This window comes from Salipaludibacillus sp. CF4.18, assembly GCF_051262595.1.
GTDB lineage: Bacteria > Bacillota > Bacilli > Bacillales > Salisediminibacteriaceae > Salipaludibacillus > Salipaludibacillus neizhouensis.
Genome location: NZ_JBIMEV010000025.1, coordinates 17,971 through 44,125 on the forward strand (window position 1 = coordinate 17,971; position 26,155 = coordinate 44,125).

At 37.6% G+C, this 26,155-nt stretch carries 23 protein-coding genes and 1 riboswitch; of the genes, 8 read left to right on the forward strand and 15 right to left on the reverse strand.

Translation table 11 applies throughout. The features are described from left to right. Positions 1 to 224 precede the first annotated feature (224 nt). The 4 genes from ACHABW_RS14945 to ACHABW_RS14960 all read right to left on the reverse strand — a co-directional run bounded on the left by ACHABW_RS14945 (position 225) and on the right by ACHABW_RS14960 (position 4,659). Entirely contained in the window at positions 225 to 446 is a 222-nt protein-coding gene (locus ACHABW_RS14945) for a flagellin (protein WP_435756210.1), read from the reverse strand. Further along, the gene (locus ACHABW_RS14950; RefSeq protein ID WP_435756212.1) at positions 397 to 588 is read right to left on the reverse strand and encodes a hypothetical protein; all 192 of its coding nucleotides are present in this window, start codon (positions 586 to 588) and stop codon (positions 397 to 399) included. The genes ACHABW_RS14945 and ACHABW_RS14950 overlap by 50 nt, the downstream gene beginning before the upstream one ends. After that, on the reverse strand, positions 576 to 1,811 hold the full coding sequence (locus ACHABW_RS14955) for a flagellin (protein ID WP_435756214.1): 1,236 nt from the start codon (positions 1,809 to 1,811) through the stop codon (positions 576 to 578). The genes ACHABW_RS14950 and ACHABW_RS14955 overlap by 13 nt, the downstream gene beginning before the upstream one ends. Before the next feature lie 865 nt (positions 1,812 to 2,676). Further along, the gene (locus ACHABW_RS14960) at positions 2,677 to 4,659 is read right to left on the reverse strand and encodes a methyl-accepting chemotaxis protein (RefSeq protein ID WP_435756216.1); all 1,983 of its coding nucleotides are present in this window, start codon (positions 4,657 to 4,659) and stop codon (positions 2,677 to 2,679) included. A 419-nt stretch (positions 4,660 to 5,078) separates the two neighbouring features. After that, positions 5,079 to 5,150: riboswitch (cyclic di-GMP riboswitch) on the reverse strand. 546 nt (positions 5,151 to 5,696) lie between these two features. Here ACHABW_RS14960 and ACHABW_RS14965 point away from each other — a divergent pair. From ACHABW_RS14965 to ACHABW_RS14975, 3 genes are all read left to right on the forward strand, one after another. Continuing rightward, positions 5,697 to 6,467 (forward strand): GDSL-type esterase/lipase family protein, encoded by a 771-nt coding sequence (locus ACHABW_RS14965; protein WP_435756218.1) that lies wholly within the window; start codon positions 5,697 to 5,699, stop codon positions 6,465 to 6,467. 522 nt (positions 6,468 to 6,989) lie between these two features. Beyond that, positions 6,990 to 7,202 (forward strand): hypothetical protein, encoded by a 213-nt coding sequence (locus ACHABW_RS14970; RefSeq protein ID WP_435756220.1) that lies wholly within the window; start codon positions 6,990 to 6,992, stop codon positions 7,200 to 7,202. A gap of 584 nt (positions 7,203 to 7,786) precedes the next feature. Beyond that, positions 7,787 to 9,169 (forward strand): alkaline phosphatase, encoded by a 1,383-nt coding sequence (locus tag ACHABW_RS14975; protein ID WP_435756222.1) that lies wholly within the window; start codon positions 7,787 to 7,789, stop codon positions 9,167 to 9,169. Between the two features lie 552 nt (positions 9,170 to 9,721). Here ACHABW_RS14975 and ACHABW_RS14980 read toward each other — a convergent pair. Then, positions 9,722 to 11,137, reverse strand: a complete 1,416-nt coding sequence (locus ACHABW_RS14980) for a hypothetical protein (RefSeq protein WP_435756224.1) — start codon at positions 11,135 to 11,137, stop codon at positions 9,722 to 9,724. A 622-nt stretch (positions 11,138 to 11,759) separates the two neighbouring features. Here ACHABW_RS14980 and ACHABW_RS14985 point away from each other — a divergent pair. Further along, entirely contained in the window at positions 11,760 to 12,137 is a 378-nt protein-coding gene (locus tag ACHABW_RS14985; protein WP_435756226.1) for a hypothetical protein, read from the forward strand. Positions 12,138 to 12,426: 289 nt separating this feature from the next. On the opposite strand, the gene ACHABW_RS14990 is transcribed toward ACHABW_RS14985, so the two are convergent. The 6 genes from ACHABW_RS14990 to ACHABW_RS15015 form a co-directional block, all read right to left on the reverse strand. Continuing rightward, the gene (locus ACHABW_RS14990) at positions 12,427 to 12,993 is read right to left on the reverse strand and encodes a DUF4256 domain-containing protein (protein ID WP_435756228.1); all 567 of its coding nucleotides are present in this window, start codon (positions 12,991 to 12,993) and stop codon (positions 12,427 to 12,429) included. A gap of 32 nt (positions 12,994 to 13,025) precedes the next feature. Continuing rightward, positions 13,026 to 13,463 (reverse strand): SRPBCC family protein, encoded by a 438-nt coding sequence (locus ACHABW_RS14995; RefSeq protein ID WP_435756230.1) that lies wholly within the window; start codon positions 13,461 to 13,463, stop codon positions 13,026 to 13,028. Positions 13,464 to 13,588: 125 nt separating this feature from the next. Next, entirely contained in the window at positions 13,589 to 13,987 is a 399-nt protein-coding gene (locus ACHABW_RS15000; protein WP_435756232.1) for a VOC family protein, read from the reverse strand. A 196-nt stretch (positions 13,988 to 14,183) separates the two neighbouring features. Further along, a complete protein-coding gene (locus ACHABW_RS15005) occupies positions 14,184 to 15,623 on the reverse strand; it encodes a glycoside hydrolase family 1 protein (RefSeq protein ID WP_435756234.1) in 1,440 nt (479 codons plus the stop codon). Between the two features lie 42 nt (positions 15,624 to 15,665). Next, positions 15,666 to 17,588 carry a beta-glucoside-specific PTS transporter subunit IIABC gene (locus tag ACHABW_RS15010; protein WP_435756236.1) on the reverse strand — a complete coding sequence of 641 codons (1,923 nt, stop codon included), beginning with the start codon at positions 17,586 to 17,588 and terminating at the stop codon, positions 15,666 to 15,668. A 571-nt stretch (positions 17,589 to 18,159) separates the two neighbouring features. Then, a complete protein-coding gene (locus tag ACHABW_RS15015; RefSeq protein WP_435756238.1) occupies positions 18,160 to 18,813 on the reverse strand; it encodes a YdeI/OmpD-associated family protein in 654 nt (217 codons plus the stop codon). A 569-nt stretch (positions 18,814 to 19,382) separates the two neighbouring features. On the opposite strand from ACHABW_RS15015, the gene ACHABW_RS15020 reads away from it, so the two are divergent. Further along, positions 19,383 to 19,667 carry a hypothetical protein gene (locus tag ACHABW_RS15020; protein WP_435756240.1) on the forward strand — a complete coding sequence of 95 codons (285 nt, stop codon included), beginning with the start codon at positions 19,383 to 19,385 and terminating at the stop codon, positions 19,665 to 19,667. A gap of 66 nt (positions 19,668 to 19,733) precedes the next feature. Next, positions 19,734 to 20,312 (forward strand): uracil-DNA glycosylase, encoded by a 579-nt coding sequence (locus ACHABW_RS15025; RefSeq protein ID WP_435756242.1) that lies wholly within the window; start codon positions 19,734 to 19,736, stop codon positions 20,310 to 20,312. 299 nt (positions 20,313 to 20,611) lie between these two features. Here ACHABW_RS15025 and ACHABW_RS15030 read toward each other — a convergent pair whose 3' ends face one another. Beyond that, entirely contained in the window at positions 20,612 to 21,004 is a 393-nt protein-coding gene (locus ACHABW_RS15030) for a type II toxin-antitoxin system death-on-curing family toxin (protein WP_435756244.1), read from the reverse strand. Between the two features lie 3 nt (positions 21,005 to 21,007). Next, a complete protein-coding gene (locus ACHABW_RS15035; protein WP_435756246.1) occupies positions 21,008 to 21,274 on the reverse strand; it encodes an AbrB/MazE/SpoVT family DNA-binding domain-containing protein in 267 nt (88 codons plus the stop codon). 334 nt (positions 21,275 to 21,608) lie between these two features. Here ACHABW_RS15035 and ACHABW_RS15040 point away from each other — a divergent pair, with 334 nt between their 5' ends. After that, entirely contained in the window at positions 21,609 to 22,229 is a 621-nt protein-coding gene (locus ACHABW_RS15040; protein ID WP_435756248.1) for a DUF3298 domain-containing protein, read from the forward strand. Between the two features lie 99 nt (positions 22,230 to 22,328). Here ACHABW_RS15040 and ACHABW_RS15045 read toward each other — a convergent pair whose 3' ends face one another. Then, positions 22,329 to 22,511 carry a hypothetical protein gene (locus ACHABW_RS15045; protein WP_435756250.1) on the reverse strand — a complete coding sequence of 61 codons (183 nt, stop codon included), beginning with the start codon at positions 22,509 to 22,511 and terminating at the stop codon, positions 22,329 to 22,331. A gap of 576 nt (positions 22,512 to 23,087) precedes the next feature. Here ACHABW_RS15045 and ACHABW_RS15050 point away from each other — a divergent pair. Further along, entirely contained in the window at positions 23,088 to 24,191 is a 1,104-nt protein-coding gene (locus ACHABW_RS15050; RefSeq protein ID WP_435756252.1) for a Fic family protein, read from the forward strand. 727 nt (positions 24,192 to 24,918) lie between these two features. Here the strand turns inward: ACHABW_RS15050 and ACHABW_RS15055 are convergent. Next, positions 24,919 to 26,070, reverse strand: a complete 1,152-nt coding sequence (locus ACHABW_RS15055; RefSeq protein WP_435756254.1) for a glycerate kinase — start codon at positions 26,068 to 26,070, stop codon at positions 24,919 to 24,921. Positions 26,071 to 26,155: the final 85 nt, after the last annotated feature.

The window sequence follows — 26,155 nt, forward strand, 5'->3', positions numbered from 1 at the left end:
ACGTGTGCTAAAAATTCCTAAACAATCGCACCTCGATTAATGTTTTTCTATTGCATAGTATTGTTGTATTGTGTAGTAAAAGATCTTCTTAAAAATGACAAGTCTTATTTCACTAAAGAATGAGCAAGTTAAATAATCCTTCAAAAAGCATCAGGTTGAATGGTTCCTTGATCGAATGCTTTACAACTTAGCCAAGTGGGGCCAGGTTCCGAACTTTCTATCGTTTATTGAAGGAGCTGGAGAATTCCTTGGGGGAGCTGGTTAGCCTGTGCAAGCATCGCTGTGGCCGATTGATTTAGGATATTATTTCTCGTGAAATTTGTCATTTCCAAGGCCATATCTGCATCTCGTATTCTGGATTCAGCAGTAGTTAAATTCTCTCCATAGTTAGTAAGATTAGTAAAGATATATTCCAACCGATTTTGCTGAGAACCATACCTTCGCAATTGCTTGATCCACTCTCTCTAGCGCTTCACTTGCCAATGTTCGATCCAGCACGGAAAGATTATCTATACCTAGCGCTTCCTCCCTCGCATCTGTAAGTATAATTTCCAGATTATCTCCTGCATTAGCTCCTACTTGAAGCAATAGATCATATCCCTGTTCCTGCTCTCCCTCCCAGGTAATGCCATATTAGGGGGTACTGACTGGCCATAAAATGTATTAACCGAGAAAGTTCCTCCACTGGATACGGTTCTTTCTTCCCACTGAATACTATATCCACTGTCACCCACTGGTTCCCCTCCAGTATAGTTCCAATTGTTTACTGAATCGTAGGAGCCAATTGCGAACTGGGAAGGCACTTCGATCACTTCAAACTCTCCCGTAGTCTTTAAATATCCTTGCGCCTGAAATTCTGCGTTTCCTCCACTACCAGTATTCTGATTGTATACGGTAAACTCTGCAGGAATCTCCTCTCCTAAAAATACTGTTCCTGAGGAAATCGCTTCATTATTTACAAGAAAGGGAGCACGATCATCATTTCCAAGCATCGTGTCAATATGAAACTGAAATCCAATCTCCTTGTCTTCCCCGGATGTATTATTTAGTTCGTAGGTGATTTCATACTGATCTTTGTTTCTGCCAACGATTTGCACAAGCTGCTTGATCTCTACTTCTTCAACTAAAAATACAGTTGTATGTATACCATTTTCCTCTGTTGTATCCACATGTAAATATTCATCAATATTATAATCAGTATTTCCAATTCTGATAGATGGCTGGGAAGTCCCTCCGGATCCATATATTAACCGCTGTTGATTGTCAGCTTCAGTCGTAGGATACCCTTCTTCTGTTGCAAAGTTTAATTTTCCTTCAGGAGTAACCGGGTTAGCCGAAAGAACATTTTGAGGAGAGATTTCGGTTTCTCCGATCGGTTCTCTGGTAGTGGGTCTTGTTCCATTTAATAAATGAATGCCATTAAAGGCTGTTTCATTCGCAATGGTATCTATACCCTCCGTCAGCTGATTTAATTCTTTTTGAATTTGCTCCCTGTCCGACAGAGTATTAGTATCATTTAATGCCTGCACGGTTAGCTCCCGCATTCGCTGGAGTTGCTCATGGATGGTAGAGAGCCCGCCTTCTGCCGTTTGAATGAGAGATACTCCATCAAGCACATTTCGTTCCGCCTGCGCTAAACCTCTAATCTGAGCACGCATTTTCTCGGAGATTACCAGGCCTGCCGCATCGTCTGCCGCCCGATTAATTCGAAGACCGGAAGACAATTTTTCAAGTGTCTTAGAGGTTTGCATAGTATTTTGTGATAAGTGTCTATAAGTATTGAGCGCGGGAATATTATTATTTATTTTCATAGAGACCTCTTTTCAACGTATTGCATACCTCTTATTAATATCGGTTTATTACAATTGGATATTAATATACAGTATAGAATTATTAGTAATTTTTCTGGTTCATTTTCTCGTCAGGTCCAGGACAATAAGCCAGAAAGAAAGCTCAACTGGAATCACACTATCGTAGTTTAAGTATGTTCAATCGCTGAGACACCCTTGAGATCACTAATCAGACTTCGAAACTTTCGTCTTCCCCCTTCTAAGAATTCATCCAAATCCTCTTCCTTTTCATCATGAAGATCAATCCGGTTGACCTCCTATCGGCGTAATCCCTGATTTGTTGATTTTCTTAAGTTCCGCCAGTTCAGTACTCCTCCAAAAGATTGATAATTAAACAACCAAATCATCTTATCGGCCCGATGCAAAAAAAACCATTCCGTTGAATTCGTGTGATCCCCTGGCGACCATTACGTTCGGCTGTTAATTGATCCAATCATGTTTTATCAATAGGACTCATTCAAATCTTGTTGGATCTCCGAAATATCCTGTGAAATCAGATGTGTAATCAGCCTTGATCGTTAGAAGTTTTTCCATTTGTTAAAACCAAACCTAGATTGTTCTTCCACCCCATATCAAATCAAAATACTCTCTAATCCTATTGCATATATGTATGTTGATTACAAAATTCCACTCATTCTTTAACCTCTTGAAAACCAGCCACTCTCACCAATTACCCAAGCCCTGCAAGTGAAGCAGAGAACCGTCCCCAAAGTTCTTTTAGACATAAAAAATCCCCCCTTCAAGTATCCAGATTTTTTATTTTTTAATCTGTCTACCTAAAGGGGAGCATATCAACCGTCCCTATGCTTCATAGCCCTATCTCCTTCTATTTAAGTCTAAACTTACTTACTTGATTGCTTAGTTTCTCTGCAAAAACAGATAAGGAATTCGCACTTTTAGCAATTTCCTCTATTGACGTTGTTGTTTGTTGTACCGATGCTGATGTTTCGTCAACTCCAGCCGCAGACTCCTCTGATATAGATGCAACAGTTTCTATAGAAGTGTTCATTTCTTTTGTGTTTTCTGTGATACTCACAAGACTAGTTGACATTAATCCTATTCTTTCTACCATACTTGTGACAGCTTCATTAATTTGTTTAAATTTTTCACCTGTTATCTTTGTTTGAATGGAACCTTCCCCAACTTGACCATATCCGTTTTCCAATGCATCTACCAAACCTTTTGTTTCTGTTTGAATAGTCAATACAATACCTGTTATGTCAGTCACAGAAACAGAGACTTGATCTGCAAGTTTTCTCACTTCATCGGCAACCACCGCAAATCCTTTTCCATGCTCACCAGCTCGCGCGGCTTCAATTGCTGCATTTAAAGCAAGTAAATTTGTTTGTTCTGCAATAGTCTTTATTACATCTACAAGCTTAGAAATTTCTTGTGATTGTTTATCTAATCCTTGTACTTTGTCTACTGATTCTTTAACAATCGTGTTAATTGAAGCCATTTGTTCAATAGAGGTTTTTATTAGCCTGCTTCCTTGATTGCTCATATCTAACACGTCATTGGATGAATAGGATACACTTTCTCCAGTTTTGTTTAATTGATGTATTTCAATCGTAAAGTTTTCCATCGTTTTAGCTAGATCCATTGCCTTATTAGCTTGAGACTCTGTACCACTAGCTAACTCTTGCATCGTTGAAGCTACTTGTAAACTACCTTCTTTAATTTGATTTGAGGATTGCGTTAATTCCTCACTCTGACTTGAAACTTCTTCTGCCACCTGAGAAACCTCTAGAATCATTTGTTGAAGGTTATCTTTCATTTTTTCAGCAGAGACCGTTAAATCGTATAATTCATCTCTAGACTTAGGCTTGTTAATCGTTGTATTTAAGTTACCTTTTGCTACATCTTCCATGAAAACTTTCAATTCTTGAACAGGTCGAGTAATTCTATTAGCGAATATTAGCGCAACAGCTAAACCGATTACCAAAGCAATAATTAAAGGAATCATTGTATCCTTTAGGAACTCCATTTTCATGGCGCTAATAGTAGCCGAAATATCTTGGGATACTTCAAGAATTGCTACGTGCTGATCACCAGTAGGATTCATTAATGGAGAATAGAAATGCACCGTACTTGTTTCATTGTCTACAATTTTATGGGTGTCACCTGCTAAAACTTTATCGTAGACTACTTCAGAAATGACAGGTTGTCCAAGTTGATCGGATAAACTTTCATCAGAAGAAGCTACAAGTGCTTCTGTATTATAAATGGAAACATTGCCACCAATCATTTCGGACACTTTATTTAACGACTTGTCCTCTAATTCTAATCCGGTTTGCATTGTACCTATTATAGTTGATCCATCTTTAATTGGAACGAATGCTCTTACCGCTAATCCCGAAGTACCTGCTGCGAATCCAGTTACTTCTTTACCATCCAATGCTGCAATAATAGAAGCGCTGTCACTCTTATCGTCACCATATTTACCCGGCTCATGCCCTCTTGTGAATACGATACCGTTTTCATCCCCAAATTCAAACTTATTGATTCCTACTGTTTCTTCTAACACCTTGAAGACAGATGCAACTTTTGCATCGAGAGAAACTCTATCCCCTTCTTTGAACGAAGCTAGGAAATCTTCATGTCTAGCATATCGACTCGCTTCAACTAAACTTTGCTCTGCCTCATTTGCGAAATAAACTTCCGCTGACTTTACAGCTGTATTGATGTTAGCTGCAACCTGATTGGTTTTTGCCTGACTATAAAGCATATATGAACCGACAGCTAATGGTACCATTGCTACTAAAGACACTAGGGTTAATAACTTAAACTTTAACGATTTAATATTCATTTTTTTCCTCCATTTAAGTGACGAATAAACTTGATTCTTATAATTAAGTACATCACAATACTTCTCAATAAAGAAAGTCCAACTAAAAAGACTTCCCTAAATCAAACCTTTTAGATTGGAAGTTTCAATAAAAGTACATTTTTGACAAGGATTGATTTTCCCTCTTTGAATTATGTAGTACGTTAACTAAATATGCTAGTCGACATCGTTTATAAAAACTTTATTATTTATAGCTTCCTTCCGTCGTTTTTCCTGGTGAATCTTTTATATCAATTCTGATTATAATAGGAATTCTTGCTTTTCCTTTCACTTTTGCCTCACCGCCAATTATAGACCTCCACTAGTACGAATACCTTTCCTTAAACCTCAAAATACTCCCAAAGAACCCCTCTTTGAATCTAGACCATGTGTAATTTATAAATGCTAACCCAGCAGTCTTTAGACCTGTGGCTTTGCGTCTTCACCTTTTGATGAATTTACCGTTATCAAATAGGTATCCATTTTATAAATAGGTATATTAACCTTATATAAGTCGATGTTATTTATAATTAACATGAGTATTATATCACTGGTCAGTTGATAAACATAGTACTATTTTCTATAACAACACTACGTTTTTAAGCCAAATTTAATCACATTGGACTAGATAGTGGTCATATAGATTCTTCAATTCTAAATACTATGGCAATAAAGGAATAGCCTCATCTCATTAATTATTTCTATAATTGTAGTGTCTAAAATTTCCCCTTTTAAATTCCGATTGTCTTTTTATGTAGGGAATGGAAATTTATTAACCAAAGTGGGCTATTACGTTGTGACTTTCTAAAAACAAATAATGTTCTCGATTGCTTCATCGGATAAGCGAATATCGGATTACTTTAACCCCCATGGTAGGAACCATCCTGCAAATAATAAGGACTTAGAAAGGTATTTGTCGCACGATTTTAATTGTAAGGGGCACACAGATTCCTATACAATAATTAGTAGATTTAAAGTAGAAATTGGAGAGTCTAATAGGATAAAAGAGGTGATCTTTGTTGGGAAAGTTGAGTAAAATTGTAGCTTTATCAGTGATGGTTTTCACACTGTTTTTTGGGTCTTTTGTTGTCCCGTCCGGAGTATCTGCAAAGACGATGAAGCATGACACGTTGTATTATGTGGCATTGGGAGACTCACTAGCGGCTGGATACACACCAACATTTCCTGGTGGAGATCCTTTCGACGACAGTGGTTATCCCGAGTATTTGAAAACCCGTCTAGAGCAATCCAATTATACTACCGAGTTAAATAACTTGGCAGTAGGCGGTAACCAAACTACCGATGTTCTTGCACAGTTAGGTGATCGAACCATCATTTCAGAAATTCAACGGGCTAATATTATCACTTTAAACATAGGCGCAAATGATATTTTACAATTACTTTTGTCTGGTGCAAGTGAAGAAACGATACAAGATGCTACAGGAAAAACATTGTCTAATATTGCTCAAATACTCGGAACCATCCAAGCCTTTAATGAAAAAGACGCCAACATTTATATCATGGGATATTATAATCCAGTAGTATTGTATGATATACCTGATTTTCAGAAAGAATTAATTAATAGTATTGTTGTAGAGTTTAACATGGCACTGGAAAATTTAGCATCAACAATGGGGGTTCATTTTGTTCCTACAGCTAATCTGGTAGAGAAAAATGCAGACTCTTACCTTACATCCTATGATATACACCTTACAAAAGAAGGTTATGAAGGTGTAGGAAAAGAATTCTGGAAGTCCCTGAACAAAACAAAAGGATGGAAGCAGAACTAGTCAATAAAAATAAGCATAAGCCCTCGGAGAGCAACTTCCGAGGGCTTTTTTTAGTAATCCCTTACAACTATTTACTAGACGTGACTGACGCATGTTAAATACTATTTTTAAGATGTACTAGCGGGACCTGCATCTCCATTTGCACCAATAACTATGAGGTAATTTTAAACGTGCAAGGGTAATGCGAAGACCCTTGATCCCCCTATTAAGAGGTAACTTCAGCTAAAAAAAACAGCTCTTTTCAGAATCTCTAAAGAGCTTTGATATCATTTAACTCATCTACTGTACAGGCAAAAGAAACAGTTTCTTTAGAAGGGGAACAACTTGTTGCTAATCGTACACTAGTCCCTCTACGTTCTATTTCGAGGAATTAGGGGCCTCTGTTAAGTGGAATTCGCAAAACCTTATTGATACTATTATATCTAGTGATAAAGTAATTAATGTATATTTACCACGAACATCTTTCTCTAACGAAGAAAAAGCATTAAATCTAGTGAATGCTTATTTTAATATGATAGTGGTTTGTCTTATTCAACAGAAAACCTTCATGGTGGGGAATTTTTCCTTGTTGAGGCTTACGCTGATTTCGGAAGTGGACTTTTGACATTAGTTGATGCTTTTATTATCGTGCCAGATATGTATTCAGATGATTTATACATACAAGATGTTTTATCTGAGGACTATGACGGTATCTGGTATATCGTGGATGCAATTAAAAGTGGAAAATTCTCGTAACCTATACAATTAGATTAGATGAGCCATAATGGTTCGATCGAGGGACAATCACAAGCATTGCTCAAAGAAGGCAAGGCCATATCACTAGTTCGCCTTCTATTAAGTTATGCCAAAGCCAAAATCACCACACTGTCACATTATCTGCAAACCAATATAAAACTGCCAAGCCGTGCAAATAATGCACAGAAGCAGGAAATTTTATTTTACTTGATATTAAAACTTTAAAACTATCATGCTTCCTTTACAATGTTCATATTGTCTTAACAAAGGATTGGGTCTTGATATAGGGATTTTCACTATTTTCATTTCCTATCTTTTTATTGAAGTAAAGATATCAATAAAAGGGCTAGTAAATTGCCTCACCTTCTCCGACAAGATGTGATTTTTAATGACTATAGTACTAAGGGGAACAAGCCCAGTTTTGCTTTACAACGTCTTAATGGCAGCTACACACTACCATAATAATAGATTGATAGAGTTTAGTTAGAGAGAGCAAACAAGAAACGTCATCATTCTATAAGGAAGGAGGAAAAAGACTCTATTTTCATATGTTAGTTAAAATTAAATTTATGGAGGCTGGATAGATGTTAAAAAAATCGATGGTTGCAAAGTTAAGTTTGGCATTACTGATTGTTGGCTTAGGGGTTAACGAGGGATGGGCACAGGCAGGTCCACCGGAGCATGCTGGAAAACCCGCTCAACCAGGTCCACCTGATCATGCAGGTCCAAAGGAAAAGAATGAAAAGGTTGAAAATGTGATTTACTTCATTCCTGATGGCTACTCTGCTGGTTATAATGTAAACTATCGTCACTATAAAGAGGATGGAGCCCCTGTCTGGGATGAATTTCTCACTGGGATGATGACCACTCATTCTAAAGATAATCGAATAACAGATTCCGCAGCAGCTGGAACCGCAATGGCTACTGGTGTGAAGACCAACAATGGTTTTGTCAGTCAAACTTCTGAGGAAGATGACTTAGTGACAATTCTTGAAGCCGCAGATCAAGCCGGTAAATCTACAGGCTTAGTCGCTACTTCTGCGATTTCCCATGCTACTCCAGCGGTATTTGCATCGCATGTGAATTCTCGTAACAATCAAGAGGAAATTGTCCGTCAGTACATTGATCAAGGCGTGGTAGACGTGTTTTTAGGCGGTGGTTTGCAGTACTTCCTCCCAGAGAGTGAAGGCGGAAGACAAGAAGAGCGTCACCTCGTTAATGAAGCGATAGATCAAGGATATCAATTCGTAGAAAAGCGAGAGGACTTACTAGCAATTGAAGAAGGGACTATTCTTGGTTTATTTGCAGATGGTGCCATGGAACCTGAATTGCACCGAGAAGAAACAGATCAACCGAGCATGGCTGAAATGACTAGCAGTGCAATCGACGTGTTAAGCCAAAATGATGAGGGATTTTTCCTTATGGTGGAAGGTAGTCAAATTGACTGGGCAGGTCATGCCAATGACGCGGCATGGGCCATGAGCGATACGGCTGCGTTTGAAGAAGCTGTAATTGACGCCTTGGAATTTGCCGCTCAAGATGAGGAAACGCTCGTAGTAATTGCGGGTGATCATGATACAGGTGGTATGACACTAGGAGGGTATAATAGTAAAGGTTCAGATGTCGAAATCCTTCATGATGTGACTGCAACAGGAGATCATATGGCCGGACAACTAAACAGTGACCGTAGTAATGTAATAGACGTGGTGGAAGAATATGCGGCAATCACCCTTACAGACAAGGAAGCTCAAACTATTCAGCAATCGGATAAACCCGGCCTTGCTATTAATCAAATTATCAGTGATTATGCGGGAGTGGGATGGTCTACAACGAGTCACACAGGAATTGACGTTCCTATTCATGCATATGGCCCCGGTTCTGGTCGTTTTAGAGGGGTAATCGATAATACGGACGTGCCAAAGGCGATGGCAGACCTACTTAAACTACCAGCATTAAATGAAGAATAAACACTATAATAAACCATAAACAAGATCATAACATGTTAGCATTAGAACGTAACATATATCCCTTAAAAATAAATACCTTCTGTAACTTGCTACTTTCGTAATATAAGGTTAACCAAAATTTTCAGGTTGACCCTTTTTATATGATTTTATTACAACAATAGCCGGGTTAGAACGTCTCTGCTAAATTTGTGAAAAATGAGGTTGCATCTGAATTCTCTCCTTTGGCTTTTGTGTGGTAACTAAAGCTTAACAAAGAAAGAGGATCAGGTGCTTTTTTTGTGCTCATACCTCACCTCCTGATCTGGTAGGGGACACAAAAATTATAATAGTTTCTAAAAAGGACTGTCCTATTAAAATTTTCTAGGACAGTCCTTCATTGTAATACCATTAGTTTTTGAGTTAGATAGATGCTGTAATGTCTACCTTAGTTGCCCGATAAATATAAACCAATTTGAGCTAGAATAGCACTCCCAACATAAGTCCCTGTAAAAACAAACACTGCTACAAGCGCTATTTTCCAAGATGTTTTCCTCAAATCTACCAATCTATCAGCTACTGATATACGACTAAACCTGTTACATCTAAGCTTTCTCCTTTTAAATAATTTGTTTTCATATCGCTTTCGTCTGCTACTAATCCTGTTACTTTCTTCGCATCGACATCAATGTCAAAATCCGACACCGTCACCTCTGCATCACGTGCTACATAAAACCCAACGTACACCTGATCTTCAAACAGGTTCTCTACCGTCATCGTTTCACTTTGCCCATTTGCTGTTACAACAAAGGTATTCCCAGACTTTCGAATGGTTAGACCGTACTCTTCACCGGCTGCAGGTAGGGTTATCTGTTGAAAAGGCTCTAATTTTAATTGAGATTCTCCCTGCTTATAAAAACCTTTCATAACTGTATCAAGGGCACCTACTGCCACATAGTCAGCCGTTTGTGTGCTTGAGTCACCATGTTCACCAATTTCATCTCGAATCATTAAACCAAATGATTTTTGGTTTGGTGTACTAATATTGCTATCGCTGTTGAAACTGTTCACAGCTGCTTTTGTGTTGATTTCAAAATTTGCATCTGCAGGGACTTCTTTGTAATAAAAGGATATGCCTTCATTACTACTCGCCACTTTCCCTCCCGATGCGAAAAGAGTGACGGACTCGTCGTCGTTCAACGTTGGATTTGGGTTACGATCTGTACTTGTATTCGAACCAAAAGCACTAAAGCCCCAATCTCCAAGCTCCACCTTGCCATCATCTATATCTAAGTGAACATCACTAAACGTCACGGTTGTGTTTCTTGATGTGAAAAGGCCAGCAAAGTTAATTTCGCCTTCATAGCTTTCGAGAGTCTGTATTTCATCGTTGATTTTTAGAATATAGAGATTACCAGACTTCTGAATGCTAAGGTCATATTCTTGCTCAGCAGCAGGGGCAATCGCATTAAATTCGAAACCCTCTTTTTGAATCGATGACTCTGCATATTTGTGGAAGCCCATCATCTTTTGATCTAGAGCACCTACTGCTATGTAATCTCCAGTAAATGTACCTACGTTTTCATTCTCCAATACATTTCCGCGAAGCATCAAACCAAACGATACTTGGTTATTCGCTGTCCAAGCATCTACATGAGCTGTTGCCTTTAATTCAAAATTCTCGTTAGTCGGAACATCCTTGAAATAATAAGCGATGCCTTCCGTTCCACTCTCCATTTTCCCTTTATCATTGGAACTACGAACGGTCACTATATCATTATCATGTTCTGTAATTTCGAAGTTTTCATAGGTGTAATTTCCTTGTCCACCATTATTCCCAAACACGCTTCCCTTCCAGTCACTTGAGACCGAAATCATCTCATTCTCGGCTTCCGCGTCTGCCCCTTCAGCAAAGACAGCCACGTTTATCGGGGATATCACTAAGATAAAAATCATGATCATTGCTAGAAATTGTTTCTGTTTTCTCCTCATTTCAGAACCCTCTCCTCATCAAAAAAGTATAGTTGAGCTTCCTTAACAGTGAACCTCCTTTCTTCTTTACATAGCTTTTCTTTTGCAAGCTGTATGTTCATTCATGAAAACAAGTAACCTTCCATCTCAATTAGCCAGTTTCATAAAAATAGAGAACAAGGTTAAATTTTGTTTAGCCGGTATAGTTTAGGGTGAAAAATCATGAGTTAGGTAGATAATATAAATAACAACGTTGTTATTTATATGTAAAATTAATCTACTTTCATCTGGTAAGCTCGTCCTTTTTAACAACGTTGTTATTCACTCTAAATTGTAACCGCTTCCTCACTTCTCTTCAACGTGTATTTAGACACAGTATACAAGACTCATAAGTATTCCAAAAATAAATGGAAACAAAAGAAAGAGTCCAACCATTGTATAGAATCCTTCTTTTCCTTTCTAAAATCGGAGAAACATGAATTAAAAACTGTAACCAAGTTAGAAGAAGAAAAAAATATATTTATTTTTATTTTCACTATTAAATGATGCACAGAACCGTCCCCATGTTTCCTCCCCCTTTTTTCTTATCCATCTGTACTTGTTATGTGAAAGAGAAAATAACAGAAATGGTGGGATGAGTAGAATGAAAGAATTGAATCGTTTCGTGTTAAGAGAAGATGGATTGACGACTGAAGAGATTGATCTTGCAAAAGAGCACATTAGAGAATTGTGTACGTTTATTAAGGAAGAAAATAAGCGGCGCGAGGAACCAAATTCTGACCCAGAGGGATGGTTTACCGTAAGGGTAAATGATGAGACTCAAAAAGAGGAACTGAAAAATAGGCTCCCTTCCATGTTTCGAAATGATATCAACTTGCTCTTGAAAGCTGGATGGTTAGAAGAGAGTTACAATCCACTAGTGAATTGGGAGGGCCTGAAGCAATACAGAGTCGATCTCGTTAAAATCGATAAAGACGTGGAGGAGTTTTGTCGATACTTATTTATAGTGGCGATGATTTGAAGAAGCATTTAATTCACAAATGATACTTTAGGAAGGTTTATCGAGTGGAGAATGTGTGGCCCATTTTCATTTGATCAAACAAATAGCCAACAGCGGCTCAAAACTAACTAATCACACTTTCACCATCTCTTCAGACCAACACAATACAAACCTTGCCATGCGCTCTTCTTCACGCATGGCAGTTTGCTATTTACCTCCTTTACTAAACCGATAAACTCTTTAAAAACCAGCGATTACCACCATTATCCTAGCCGTGCAAATGAAGCAGAGAACCGTCGCCTGCTTCACTTTAGACCCTTAACGAACCGCGGAAACCTCTTGCACCATAGTAGGATTCTGCTCCATTGTGGTACATAAAGACAGTGTCATAGCGACGATCACAAAAGATGGCGCCCCCAAGTTTTCTAATATTAGCAGGTGTTAGCACCCAGCTCGAAGTTTTCATATCGAAATTTCCAAGTTTCTGCAGCTCCCGGTAGTCTTCTTCCGTTAAAAGTTCAATGCCCATGGCAGTTGCCATATCCATAACACTATTTTCCGGTTTGAATTTTTTCCTTGATTCCAGCGCTTCACGGTCGTAACAAACACTTCTGCGACCTTTAGGACTTTCCGCGGAACAATCATAAAATATGTATTCACCCGTCTTGTTATCATGGCCAACAACATCTGGTTCACCGTCAGTAACTTCCATTTCATGAAGCGACCACAGTTTTTCCGTATTAGCTTCGAGTTTAGCTTGTACGTTAGCCCATTCAAGACCATTATGCCGGTTCATATTTTTCGCAAAACGGGCTTCCAAAGTTCTTAGTAGTTCTTCACGTTGTTCCTGTGACAACTCCTTATTGCTCTTTGTCATAATATTTCCCCCTTGGTTTTATCACAATGGAACTATTGATTTTCTGCTAGTTGCTTAATTACCTTTTTTGATTCAGATGCAAATTCTACCGAAGCATCATAATATTTTTGACCATCTTTTAGAAGTGAAAAATCACCAATTTCAATTTTTAATAACGTACTGCCATTTTGGTCTTCTAACTGATATAAGTACGCCACATCGCCTTCATTCGGTTTTACTTCCCAATTCGACAAGTATAAGGCAATTTTTAATTCCTTCATTTCTTCTGCTTTTATGATTGTTGTAACAGTCTGTCCACCGTTAGGATTTTCCCAAACCACTTTACTTCCCTTAGTCATATTTTCACTAGGATAGTTTTCCGGAAGTTCGTCCCACTGTGCCACATACTTTGGATTAATAAGAACCTCCCATACTTTTGAAGGCGTTGCCTCTATAAGAACTTCTTCTTTTACAATCAATTTCTTGGTCATTATATCTACCTCCAAGTAACTATTCTTGTTTAGCTGACTGCCCCTTCAAAGGACTACCGCTTCAGCAACTCTAGATCTTTTGTAAGTACCCGATAAGGAACAAGTAAAAAAGTTAGTTTTCCATGTTATTTAAGAAGATTTAGTTGCCAAGAAACTCCGAAACGATCATTTAGCCAACCGAACTTTTTGCTGAAACCATAGTCATCTAATGGCATAAGTGCCTGTCCACCTTCATTTAGCTTCTGAAAAAGTCGATTAATTTCCTCTTCCGTATCACAAGTAATATAAATAGAGAACGATGGTGTAAAGGAGAACTCATGTGTCACATTACTGTCAATGCACATAAATTCTTGCCCTTTTATCGTAAAAGTAGCTTGCATTACAGTACCTTCGTCTCCTGATTCATTAGCTCCATATCTAACGATGTTTGTAATTTCTGAATCCTCCATTAGTGATGTATAAAACTCCATTGCTTCTTCTGCTTTACCTTGTTGAAACATTAAGAATGGCATTACCTTTCCCATTAAAAATCCACTCCTTTTCTTTATCTATTCTCTTAAGTATATTTTCTTTAAACACTTCAATCAACTCCTAGTCCCGTTCAATTGTGGCTGCTGTTCATTTCCATAAGCACAACACAAAGGAAAGAACACTCATAAACATTGCTTTAGCAACATTTATGAGTGTTTAAATTGTTTGTTTTTATTCTCCGTTTTACTTTTATAATTCTTCCCCGTTTGTTTTGATTACATTTTGATACCAATGAAAACTTTTTTTCTTGCTACGTGCTAAAGTACCGTTACCTTCATCGTCTAAATCTACATAAATGTAACCATACCGTTTTGACATTTCACCAGTTGATGCACTGACTAAATCAATACATCCCCATGAGGTGTAACCAAATAATTCTACGCCATCTTCAATGGCTTCTCCCATGGCTTTGATATGTGAACGAAGGTAGTCAATTCTGTAATCATCATGAACACTTCCGTCTTCTTCAACTTTGTCATAAGCACCAAGTCCATTCTCCACTACGATTAACGGGAGTTGATATCGATCATATAGTTCGTTCAATGCAACTCGGAGACCTTCTGGGTCAATTTCCCACCCCCAATCACTTGCTTCCAAGAATGGATTTTTTACACCACCAATAAGATTTCCTTGTCCGATTTCTTCTGGTGTTTTATGTTTCTTATCTGTGCGAGACATATAGTAACTGAACGAAATGAAATCAACTGTACCTTCCTTGATCATTTCTAGATCTCCGTCTTCCATCTCAATCTGAATCAAATTTTCTTTGAAGAATCTATGACTGAATTTTGGATACTCTCCGCGTACATGGATATCTCCACAAAAATTGTTAAATAGTCTTGACTCTTCTAACGCATGCATCGCATTTTCTGGATTGGAATCATACGAATAAACAGGTGCATAAATTAGCATACATCCAACCTGTGAATCAGGTATAATTTCATGAGCTAATTGAACAGCTTTTGCACTTGCAACAAATTGATGGTGTAAACCTTGGAAGCTTTCTTGAAGACGTAGTTCATCACTTGTAGCTGAAAAACCAAGTCCGAAAAGTGGCATATGTGTCGCTCCATTGATCTCATTAAATGTTAACCAGTATTTTACTTTATCTTTGTAACGAGTGAAAACTGTTTCTACATAGCGATCGAAAAATTCTACTAACTTTCTATTCTTCCAACCGCCGTATTCTTTGATAAGGTGTAATGGTGTTTCATAATGTGCTAATGTTACTAAAGGTTCAATGCCGTATTTATGAAGCTCATCGAAGACACGATCATAAAATGCTAATCCTTCTTCGTTTGGTTCCAACTCATCTCCATTTGGAAATATACGACTCCATGCAATACTCATTCGGAATGTTTTAAATCCCATCTCTGCAAAAAGAGCAATATCTTCTTTGTAGCGATGATAAAAATCAATTCCTAAGTGATTTGGATACACATATTTTTCTTTATCGATTTCAAAATCAAACCCAGACTGTGATAATAGTTTTAGTCTCGATTTTCCACCTGGGAGCACATCGGCTAAATTCAAACCTCTACCACCTTCATCATATCCACCTTCAAATTGATTCGCAGCAGTAGCGCCACCCCATAAAAACCCTTTTGGAAACTCATACTTTTTTGTCATAATAAATCCTCCTGTTTTCTGAAAATATACCCTCAGATGTGATTATTGATCCACTGGAATCACATCTGATACCGATTCACCTAATAAAGTTACTAGATTTTCTTTCACATTTACATCTTTTGCAGTTGTTGTTACCAAATTAGTATAATTACCATAATTGGTAATGATGATTGGTGTAATGACTTCATACCCTGCTTCTTTAATCATTTCGATATCAAAATCTAACAATAAATCTCCCACTTTTATTACGTCACCTTGTTTAATGTGAGAAGTAAAATGCTCCCCATCTAATTGAACGGTATCAAAACCAACATGAATTAAAATTTCACCACCGTTTTCTGATGTGATTCCAATCGCATGTTTCGTTTTAAATAATGTGGTCACAACTCCATTAACTGGTGCAAAAACCTTTCCTTCCGTTGGTAGAATGGCAATTCCTTTACCGACAGATTCTGATGCAAAGACTTGATCAGATACCTCGCTTAACGAAATAATGTGACCTTTTATTGGACTCACAATTTCTTCACTTTTAATCACTTTGTTATTTGGTGTTTCTTCTGTTTGTTCTTTGCCGAATCCACCAAAGAAGTAAGTTAGAACGAATGCTAAAATGGAACTTACTACTACAGCCACAATGGAACCTGTAAATGCTGTGTTTAAACCTTCTTCAGGGTGAATAAAACTTGGAAATTGGAATATTCCCATTCCGCCTAAAATCCAAGCAGTAGTGCCAAAGTATCCTAAAATACCCCCACCAATTGCTGATGAAATGATTGTGAAAATAAACGGTTTTTTAAGTGGTAAAGCAATACCGTACAAAGCCGGTTCTGTTACACCGAACAACGCCGAAATGAATGCTGGCATACTAAGTGATTTTGTTTTTTGATTTTTTGTTCGAATAAAAACAGCTAATATCGCTGCCGCTAATGCGAATGAATGTGCAAACATCATTGATAATATTGGCATATTACCAATAGTTGCTAAGTTGTTCATACCAATTGGAACAAGTCCCCAGTGCAAACCAAACATAACAAATACTAACCAAAAACCACCAACAATTGCACCTGCGATAACTGGACTCAAGTCATATATCAATACAGTACCTTGTCCTAATAGTTGACTTGCCCAAGTAGCAATCGGTCCAATAACAATAAATGTTAACGGAACAATAACAATTAGTGTAAACATTGGCACTACAAACATTTTTACCATCGCTGGTGTTACTTTAGCTAAAAACTTTTCTACTTTTGCTGCAAAGATAGCAGCTATGATAATTGGTATAACGGACATAGAGTATGTCATTAAAATAACTGGGATACCCAAAAACTCGATGTATACTGGTGATTCAAACATGGTTCCTGCAAACAACATATACAATGGTTCTCCTGCCGCCGGAACAGCTACAAGTGCTGGATACACGAGTGCCATGGCTATAACGATACCTAAAAACGGGGTTCCACCAAATTTCTTCATTGCTGTATAACCTAGTAGGATTGGCAAGAAGTAAAATAGTGCATCACCTGTTGCGTTTAATATTTGATAAGTTCCGCCTGTATTATCCATCCAACCAAGTTCAACAAATAAAGCATTAAATCCTTTAATCATACCGGATGCTGCTAGTACACCAAGTATCGGTGTGAAAATACCCGCTATCATATCAATAAAACGATTGAAAATGCTTCCTTTTTCTTCATCTTCATCCACTGGTGATGCTGAGTCAAATCCACCTTCTGAAACAACCGCTTTATAAACATCAGGTACATGGTTTCCAATAACAACTTGATATTGCCCACCACTTTGCCTAACAGTTACAACACCATCAAGATTGTTCAATGCTTCTGTGTTCGCTTTACTTTCATCCTTTAATTTAAAGCGAAGCCTTGTAATACAATGTACAACACTTTTAACATTTCCCTTGCCACCAACTAACTCAAGTATTTCTTTTGCTAGTTTTCCATAATCCATCCCCAACACCTCCATAAAGTTTTAAAATATTATTTTTGCTTTTTGAGGATATTTAAGAAATAAAAAAACCTAAACCAGATTATTAGGCGCAAAGTGCCCAATAAATAATGGTTTAGGTTTTGCCTGATTGAACAGTAACAATCCTAAATATTCTCATTTTGTATCCGCTTACAAATTAAATATATCATGAAAAAACAACTTGTCAACGGTTATATTTTTAAAAAGTGATATCGCTTACACAACTCTTATTACTAATACATTTATTTTTATGCTATGCTCTATCTCAAATAATCAATACGATCTCCCACAATCAGTGACTTGGCTAATATATTCCCAGGTCCTGGAATGCTCTGACAAAACCCCGATCATTCTATAATAAAAATGAAAGGTTTCAACTTAAACGATATGATTACCTGAGTATTGCTCACTAATATAAACCTCGCCATGCGTGAAGCGTTATTCTTCACGCATGGCGAGGTTGTTACGTATCTCTTTACTGTATCCGATAACCTCTTAAAAACAGCGGCTATCGCCATTACTCAAGCTATGTAAATGAAGCACAGAACCGTCCCTATGTTTCCTTTTTTTGACGATACAGATCGATTGATTTATATCCTTGTGATAAGATATCAACCATTTGTGCTTGGCGTTTATCACGGGTTTTCTGTTGCTTAGCAGAAAATATATAACGAGCCCAATCCCTTTGGTAACCCGGTGTTAGTTCCTGATAAAACTGACGTTCATTTGGATAATCTGTTAATAATTTTTCTATATCTTTTATATGATCCTCATAATCTGATACACACTGACTTGCAGCGGAAGACTTTTTCGCTTTCTTCTTTTCACGCTTCAATCCAACGACAGTAAATACATCATCCATACTCACCATCCGCGAGAATTTCACATCGCTATTTTCCACATATCCGTCTTCGCCTACGTTTATTGCCCGAAAAATATCATCTCTGTGAATGAACGTATCATACCGCTTGTTTCCTTTTTTCGGATAGGCAAAAAATACGTATCCTTTTTCAAGTAATTGTTCCTCATCGATAATCTTATGAGTATAATTCACCATCTCATCCATCGTTTCGACAAAAATGAAAATAGCATCATGGTCTCCAGATAATGTCGTCTTATATCCGTTAAACAAATCATAATCGCTTGGTTGATGAAGCACGGTCAGATCTTTATATTTACTCAGGTTTAATTTATCAATAATTGTCATTTGGTCAAATCTCCTTTAACCGCATTGTTCCTAATTGGTTCAGTTTCACCCTTATCTGTAGTCCCAAACTAGTAATTACTTCTCTAATTAGCTTTTTAATGCATCCAAATCTTAGCGGAATCAAGATCAAGCAAACCTGTGTAAGCCTTTTCTTTTGATACCTTGAAGGTTCTCTTCACTTCAAAGCGAACTCCCCCTTATAAACCTTTTTTTAAAAGTATAGCATACTACCAAGGTTGGTTATTTTTGAATTTAAAACGATCTTGCTTCTTCATCGTTCTTCTCACTATCTTTCTTTAGACAATCAAAGCATAAAAGTAAGCCATCATTTGAACGACACCATTTAAAAAACCACTTCGACAATAAATAACTTTCTCACAGTGAAAACACTTTCCTACTTTTTCATCCATCAACGTTTAGTCCCAGCGGATGTATGTTAAGAACGAGAAGAGTAACTTTGTCTTCGTCACGTTGAAAGTAACGGGCATTCGTTTTAGGAACATGCACATAACTTCATTTTTTTGAGGAATCCTTATAGTAACCAACCATATAGGAAGAGCGGTGTTAGATTGAAAAAGGCATTTTCTGAACAGGAGTGGGTGTATCAATACTACTTGTCTGGAAAGAAAAAACCTGTAATTCTTGGTACCAAAGGAACGTGGGTTATTGGAGGTAATAAAGCAATCATTCTGATAGCCTTTAGCTTCCCTGATATGACGGCTTTAAAAACGATACATTGTATTTCAAATAAGCACCCGATTAGAGAAGTTAAATATAAGGATCTTCGCTACTATGCTGTAAATATTGTAGACCAAGATAAGGTTCTAGCGATAATAAAATCATGGAACTGTTAAGAGTTAGTGTATTCATCGCAAAAATCGGAAAGAGTATACGGATAAAATCATAAAGGAGGGAAAAAATTGCAAAACGACTGTCCTGAATTGTGGCCGGAAGAACCGACACCACATGACCTAGTGAATTGCGGAAAATGCGGACTAGATAAACATGGAACAAGAATGGTTTGGGGAGAAGGTAATCCTGAAGCGCCTATTATGGTTTTATTAGATAACCCTGGAGCACGAGAAGATAAGGAAGGTAATTCATTTGTATGTGGAACAAGACAGACATTACAAAAAGCTGTAACGACTGTTGGTTTGAGTTCAGAAGACCTTTATATCACTTATATTCTCAAACGTAAGCCTGTCCGCTCTTATGATAAGGAAGTAGTTAGACAAACTTGTATGTCCTACCACCTTGAACAGCAACTTAAAGAAAAAAAGCCGAAATTTATTTTTTGCTTAGGAAATACTGCTGTGCAGTCTTTTTTTGAAGATCCTTTAGCTGAGGTAAAGTCTTTACGTGGAAAATTGCATCAAGTAAAAGAGTATCAAGTTGCGGTTGCTTACCATCCATTAGCAGTAAGACGTAGACCGAACTTATGGGCCCTCTTCTTGGAGGATTGGAACTTCCTCGCTGATCGTTATGTTGGTACAGGTTAAGTTTCAAGAAACCACAAAAGCGACAGAGCTTTAGTTGGGGCATATTTCTACGCTCCACTAGAATGTCTAGTGATTTGTACAATGTGAATCCCTTACCACTATTATATAATTATAACCACAAATATAAATTAACCCAATCATTATTTACACATCATTACTAGTTATTAGGCTGCCAAAACATTATTAATCGTTTGCCTTATACAGCTGACTATTTTTCATTGAAGAAAAACTGGTAAACAACCTGGCATTCACTGTAATTAGCCAATGTAAATGAAGCAGAGAACCGTCCCCATGCTTCCCTAGCGAGGTTCAGCGTGCGCCTCTAACCAAAAAGCAATCTCTTCCATCCCGACTGCGCCTCTGGCTACATCGACAGTGAAGTCTTCGATTTCTTGATTGTATACTTTCTTCAGTTTGTACCCATTCTTTTTTAAAAACAATTCCGTAACAGCAAAAGATGTTCGCTTATTACCATTGTAAAAGGCATGGTTTCTTGAAACGGACTGGAATAACACCGCTGCCTTTTCCCAAAGCGAAGGATACGCATCTTCTCCTACAATAGTTTGTTTCGGTCGGTGGAGAGCCGATTCCAACAACCCTTCGTCTTTTACACCTGCATGTTCACCTTCACCATATCGCTTCATAATTAAATAATGGATAAGCACGACATCTCGATACGTTAAATACTCCATTGCTTAACGATCCTTCAAATTACGGAACACCTCGTCATGTTCTTCAAACGTTTCCGCAAGCATTTCTAATAATTCCGGATCTACGCGATCCTCTAACTTCTTTTTTTTCTCCAACATAATACGATTGTTGCTATCCACGGTAAACTGCAAATCATCGCCTTTCTCTAGCTTTAAGGCATCAATGATGGACTTTGGAATCCCCACGCCTAGGCTATTTCCCATCCGACTCACTTTACGAACTTCTTTGTTCTTCATGTTTATCACACTCATTTCTAAAATCTCCTCTCTCTATTGTAGTCTATTCGAAAATAATATATACGTACGATTGTAAGTACATCATTACACACCAGTACTCACAATTCAACTAAACATCATTTACATCATCAAACCATTACAAAACTGCCATGCGTGAACGCACCTCTTCACTCATGGCAGTTTTGTTATTTTTTCTTTTACTGCACCGATAACTTCTTAAAAAACCAGCCCCTATCACACTACCCACGCCATGAAAATGAAGCACGGAACCGTCCCCATGTTTCCTGATAGGAACGCGTTTTATGGTTCAAGAATACGATAGGTTATTAACCAAAAAGGGTGATTTACTATGTCGACGGAGTTACCTGTCTGTATTGAACCAGTTAAGATTAGCTACGGACCAAATAAAACAGTTCTATTTCCTAAGGTAATTGGAATGCATGACTACCAATTTGAAAGATATATTAATCAAACAGTTATTAATCAAACGCAGCAGCTGATAAATGAACAAATTGACAATATGCCAACTACAGTAGTAGAAATGATCGGGTCATATGAAATTAAAAATAACCAACGCCAGGTTCTGAGCTTATCAATCTCCAATTATACGTACCATCACCAGGCTGCTCATGGGATGACGTATATTAAATCTTTGACGTTCGATCTGCAAAACAGAACGAGGGTTGAACTTAAAGATTTATTCAGAACTGAAAGTGATTATATCAACCGAATTTCAACCTTAATTCGTGCGCAAATCCAGCAACGAGATATTCAGCTTCTCGACACCTTCACATCCATTGAACCAAACCAAGACTTTTACATTGCTGACAAAACTCTTGTTATCTATTTTCAGCTCTACGAAATAACTCCGTATGTATTTGGATTCCCCATGTTTCCAATTTCAGTATATGAATTACAGGATATTATTGATGAAGATGGTCCGCTCGGTCGGATGGCTGTTAGTAATTAATTAGCCCATTCATATAGAAGTTTTAGGAAATAATCTAATTTCATGTCTCACCGGCCTATTCAATTTATCTACCAAGCGGTTTTCCTTCCCTCAATTAAATTATCTTCTAACATACATTTCATTAAAGGCATCATCAAGATGAATAGATCTTTGATCGATGACCCCATTAAATATATTCGGCCGATTATGGGTTAAACACTTGGAACTTTCAACCGTCCCCAATCCTCCCCCTTGAAACGACCACACTGTCACAATCCCTTCAAACCAATACAAAACTGCCATGCGTGAAGCGTGCTTCTTCACGCATGGCAGTTTGCTATTTTTCTTTTACTTCTCCAATTACCTCTAAACACCACCCCCTCTCACCACTACACTACCCACCCCGTGCAAATGATGATGAAGAGAAGAACGAAATCGCTGTGCGATGGCTAAAATCAAAACCTCAGTGCTATCTATCTAAATATAACGTATAATGAAGATATTAAATGGTAAATAAGAGGTGAAAATAAGGTTATTTATTAAAACCCCTTTTTTCGACGTTAATTCTGAAATTCCTGCTACTAACTTTGAATATTTTATGAACTTTTAATAATGAATTTTTGTGCCTGAGAAACGCGACTTCCTTCTTCTGGACAATCAAAAATTTTGCGTGCTTATCCACTGTGTGAAAAACGACCTGAACGTGAGCAATCATCACGTTTAGGTCGTTTTAATTTGGCAAAACTTCCGATTGATCCCTTTAAGAACCGTCCCCCGCTTCGGATTCACGATATAAATCACGCAAAAAATGGCGTAATGTATTAATTTAAGTTATTATAGATAATAATAGTAAAATAAATATCATAGGAGGTCTTAACTTTGAAGAAACCATACAACTTACCATTCCTCCCGATTACCTTTGATCCTGAAACGGAACTTTTGTTTTATAAAAAAGTAGTTGAGGCAACAGCAGAGTTAGAAAGGTTAAAACAAAAACTTCATTATTCAATAGTAAACGAATCTTTTATTCAACTTATTACACTACATGAGTCTGTTCAATCTACAAGAATCGAAGGAACTCAAGTTACATTTAGTGAAATGCTTGAAGACAATGTGGAGGAAGAACCGGACTGGGAGAAAATAGAAGTTCGAAATTACCAACGTGCATTAAAAATGGGTGTGGACGCGATCCAAACTGGTTATCCAATAACAGAACGACTCATTCGTGACATGCACATAGAGCTTATGAAAGATGCACGGGGGTCAACTAGTTCATCTGGTGCATACAGAAAAATCCAAAACTTTATTGGACCAACAAAAAATATCAAAGATGCATCATACATCCCTCCTGAACCACAACTAATGGATGATTATATGACAAACCTTGAAAGATATATCAACGGACATCCGTATCAAGCTAAGGAAGCTGAAACGTTACATTCTTTAATAAAAGTAGCAGTTATCCATGCACAATTTGAGTCCATTCACCCCTTCCTAGACGGGAATGGAAGACTGGGTAGAATCTTAATCGTATTATATCTCCTACAATCGGAACTGATCGACTCCCCATTCTTTTTCTTGAGTGAAGAGTTAGAGAAAGAAAGGTTCAAATACTACGCTATGTTAGATGCTGTACGTGCATCTGGACACAAAGAACCTGACTGGAAAAGTTGGATTGTATTTTTCCTTGATGCTACGATACGGATGGCTAAACACCAATATAGAAAATTAGATGAGGCTGAAAAATTATTTAATGAAGGTCTCTCTAAAATTGAACAACCAGCTACTAAAAAAGTTTGGGGAGCTTTATTCTCTAGTCCAGTAGCCACCGTTCACCAACTTCAAAAAACAACAGACTTAGCAGCTCCAACTATTAGGAAAAGTCTGAGGCAATTAGTTGAACTAAATATGATATTTGGTAATGATAGAAAAAGAAATCGCAAATTTTACCAGTATGACTTAATTAGAATTATGTCTGATTAAGTTACCAACAAAAAGCACAGGGGACGGAGGGAGTTTTTGCGATCCAAAAGGAAGCAAAATTCCCGTCTCCTCTCTTCTCTCTTCTTTACAGACACCTTTCGCTTTATCGCTTTTCAGAAGGTACCTAATATCCGATTTCGAGATATGGATAAATGGTGCGATAAACATAGACGTAATCCTGAATCAATAACAAAAGGGAAATTAGAACAATTTAAAGTACAGTAACATCAAATGATAAGTAGTTCTCAGTCTAATTGAGAGAGATGAAATGAAGCATAAGCCCTCGGAATATACTTCCGAGGGCTTATTATTTAGTTTTTTCATACCTATTCACAGAACAACCAAGTATCGATATTGAACACTTTAAATTCCTGGGAGCATCAGAATTTTAAAGTTATGCGATACATTTCTGCATTAATGCTTTAGCTGAGTGGGGGTCAGGCCGTATTCTTCACGCATGGCAGTGGTGCTATTTTTTCTTTTATTTCTCGATAACCTCATAAAACCCAGCCACTATCACCACTACTCAAGCGGTGAAAATGAAGCAGAGAACCGTCCGGGACCAGTGAAAAAGTCGTTATTTTTGAAAAGCGGTCTATTTTTAGGGTACATAAATGTGTCTCCCTATATAACAAACGTGGCTTAGGAGCTATTCTATGGCCTTGTTTTTTAATTACATTTTTTCACTTTGAAAAAGTTGGACTTTATCATCGGTCCCGAACAGTCCCTATGCTTCCCTATTCGAATTTAATATTAACATTCTCCCAACATTCCTAGCTGTGTTTTTTAAATTTTCATAACCGGTTTCTAGAGCTTCTTCCAAACTTACAATACCTGGTACGATACTGAAAACTGCATCGATTCCGTTCTGATATACATTCGAGTAATTATCAGTCAAACTGCCAGCGAATGCAACAACCGGAACACCATATTTATTTGCAACCTCTGCTACGCAAATAGGCGTTTTACCATGAATTGTTTGATGATTGATCCCCCCCTCTCCTGTAATGACTAAATCGGCATTACAGACTTCCTTTTCTAAGTCTACTGCATCAATTACCAATCTCCCTCCACTTTTTAATTCTGCATTCAAAAAAGCAAGTAATCCAGCACCTAAACCTCCTGCTGCCCCTGCTCCTGCTGTGTGTTCAATGTCTTTCTCTAAGTCCCTTCGAATAACCTCTGCAAAGTTCGCTAAATTTTTATTTAATTTTTCATTTATTTCCTTGGTTCCTCCTTTTTGTGAACCATATATTGCAGCTGCTCCATTAGGTCCTGTTAATGGATTATCGACATCACAAGCAACCTCAATTTTTATGTCTCTTAGTCGTTTATCCAGTCTACTTAAATCAATTCTTTCAAGCTCTTCAAGTCCGCCGCCACCTAAATTAATTTCTTCTCCGGTGGCATTTAATAAATTCCCGCCCAAGGCTTGTATCATACCGGCCCCACCATCATTTGTTGCACTTCCCCCAATTCCAATAATGAGATGGTTAATACCTTTATCTATAGCAGACAAAATCAACTCACCTGTTCCCCAAGTTGTTGTAATAAGAGGATTTCGCTTCTCAACTGGTACAAGTTGAATTCCAGAGGCAGACGACATTTCAATAACTGCTGTTTTGCCATTACCAAGTAAACCGTAAAAGGCATTAACTTCATTCCCTAACGGCCCTTTTACAGAAAGCTTCTCCATTTTTCCTCCAGTTGCATCAATTAGCGATTGAACTGTTCCTTCGCCACCGTCCGCCATAGGAATCTTTACAAAAGAAGCCTCTCTCTCCTGAAAAGCTTCTTTAAGTCCTTCTTCTATAGCATTTGAAGCTTGAAGCGCAGTTAAACTTTCTTTAAAAGAATCTGGTGCAATAACAATTTTCATGGATCATCAACCTTCTTTAACTTAGTCATATAAGTACTTTTCATTTATTTGTTCTCAATATTGTGTCTGATAATAGTTACTATAA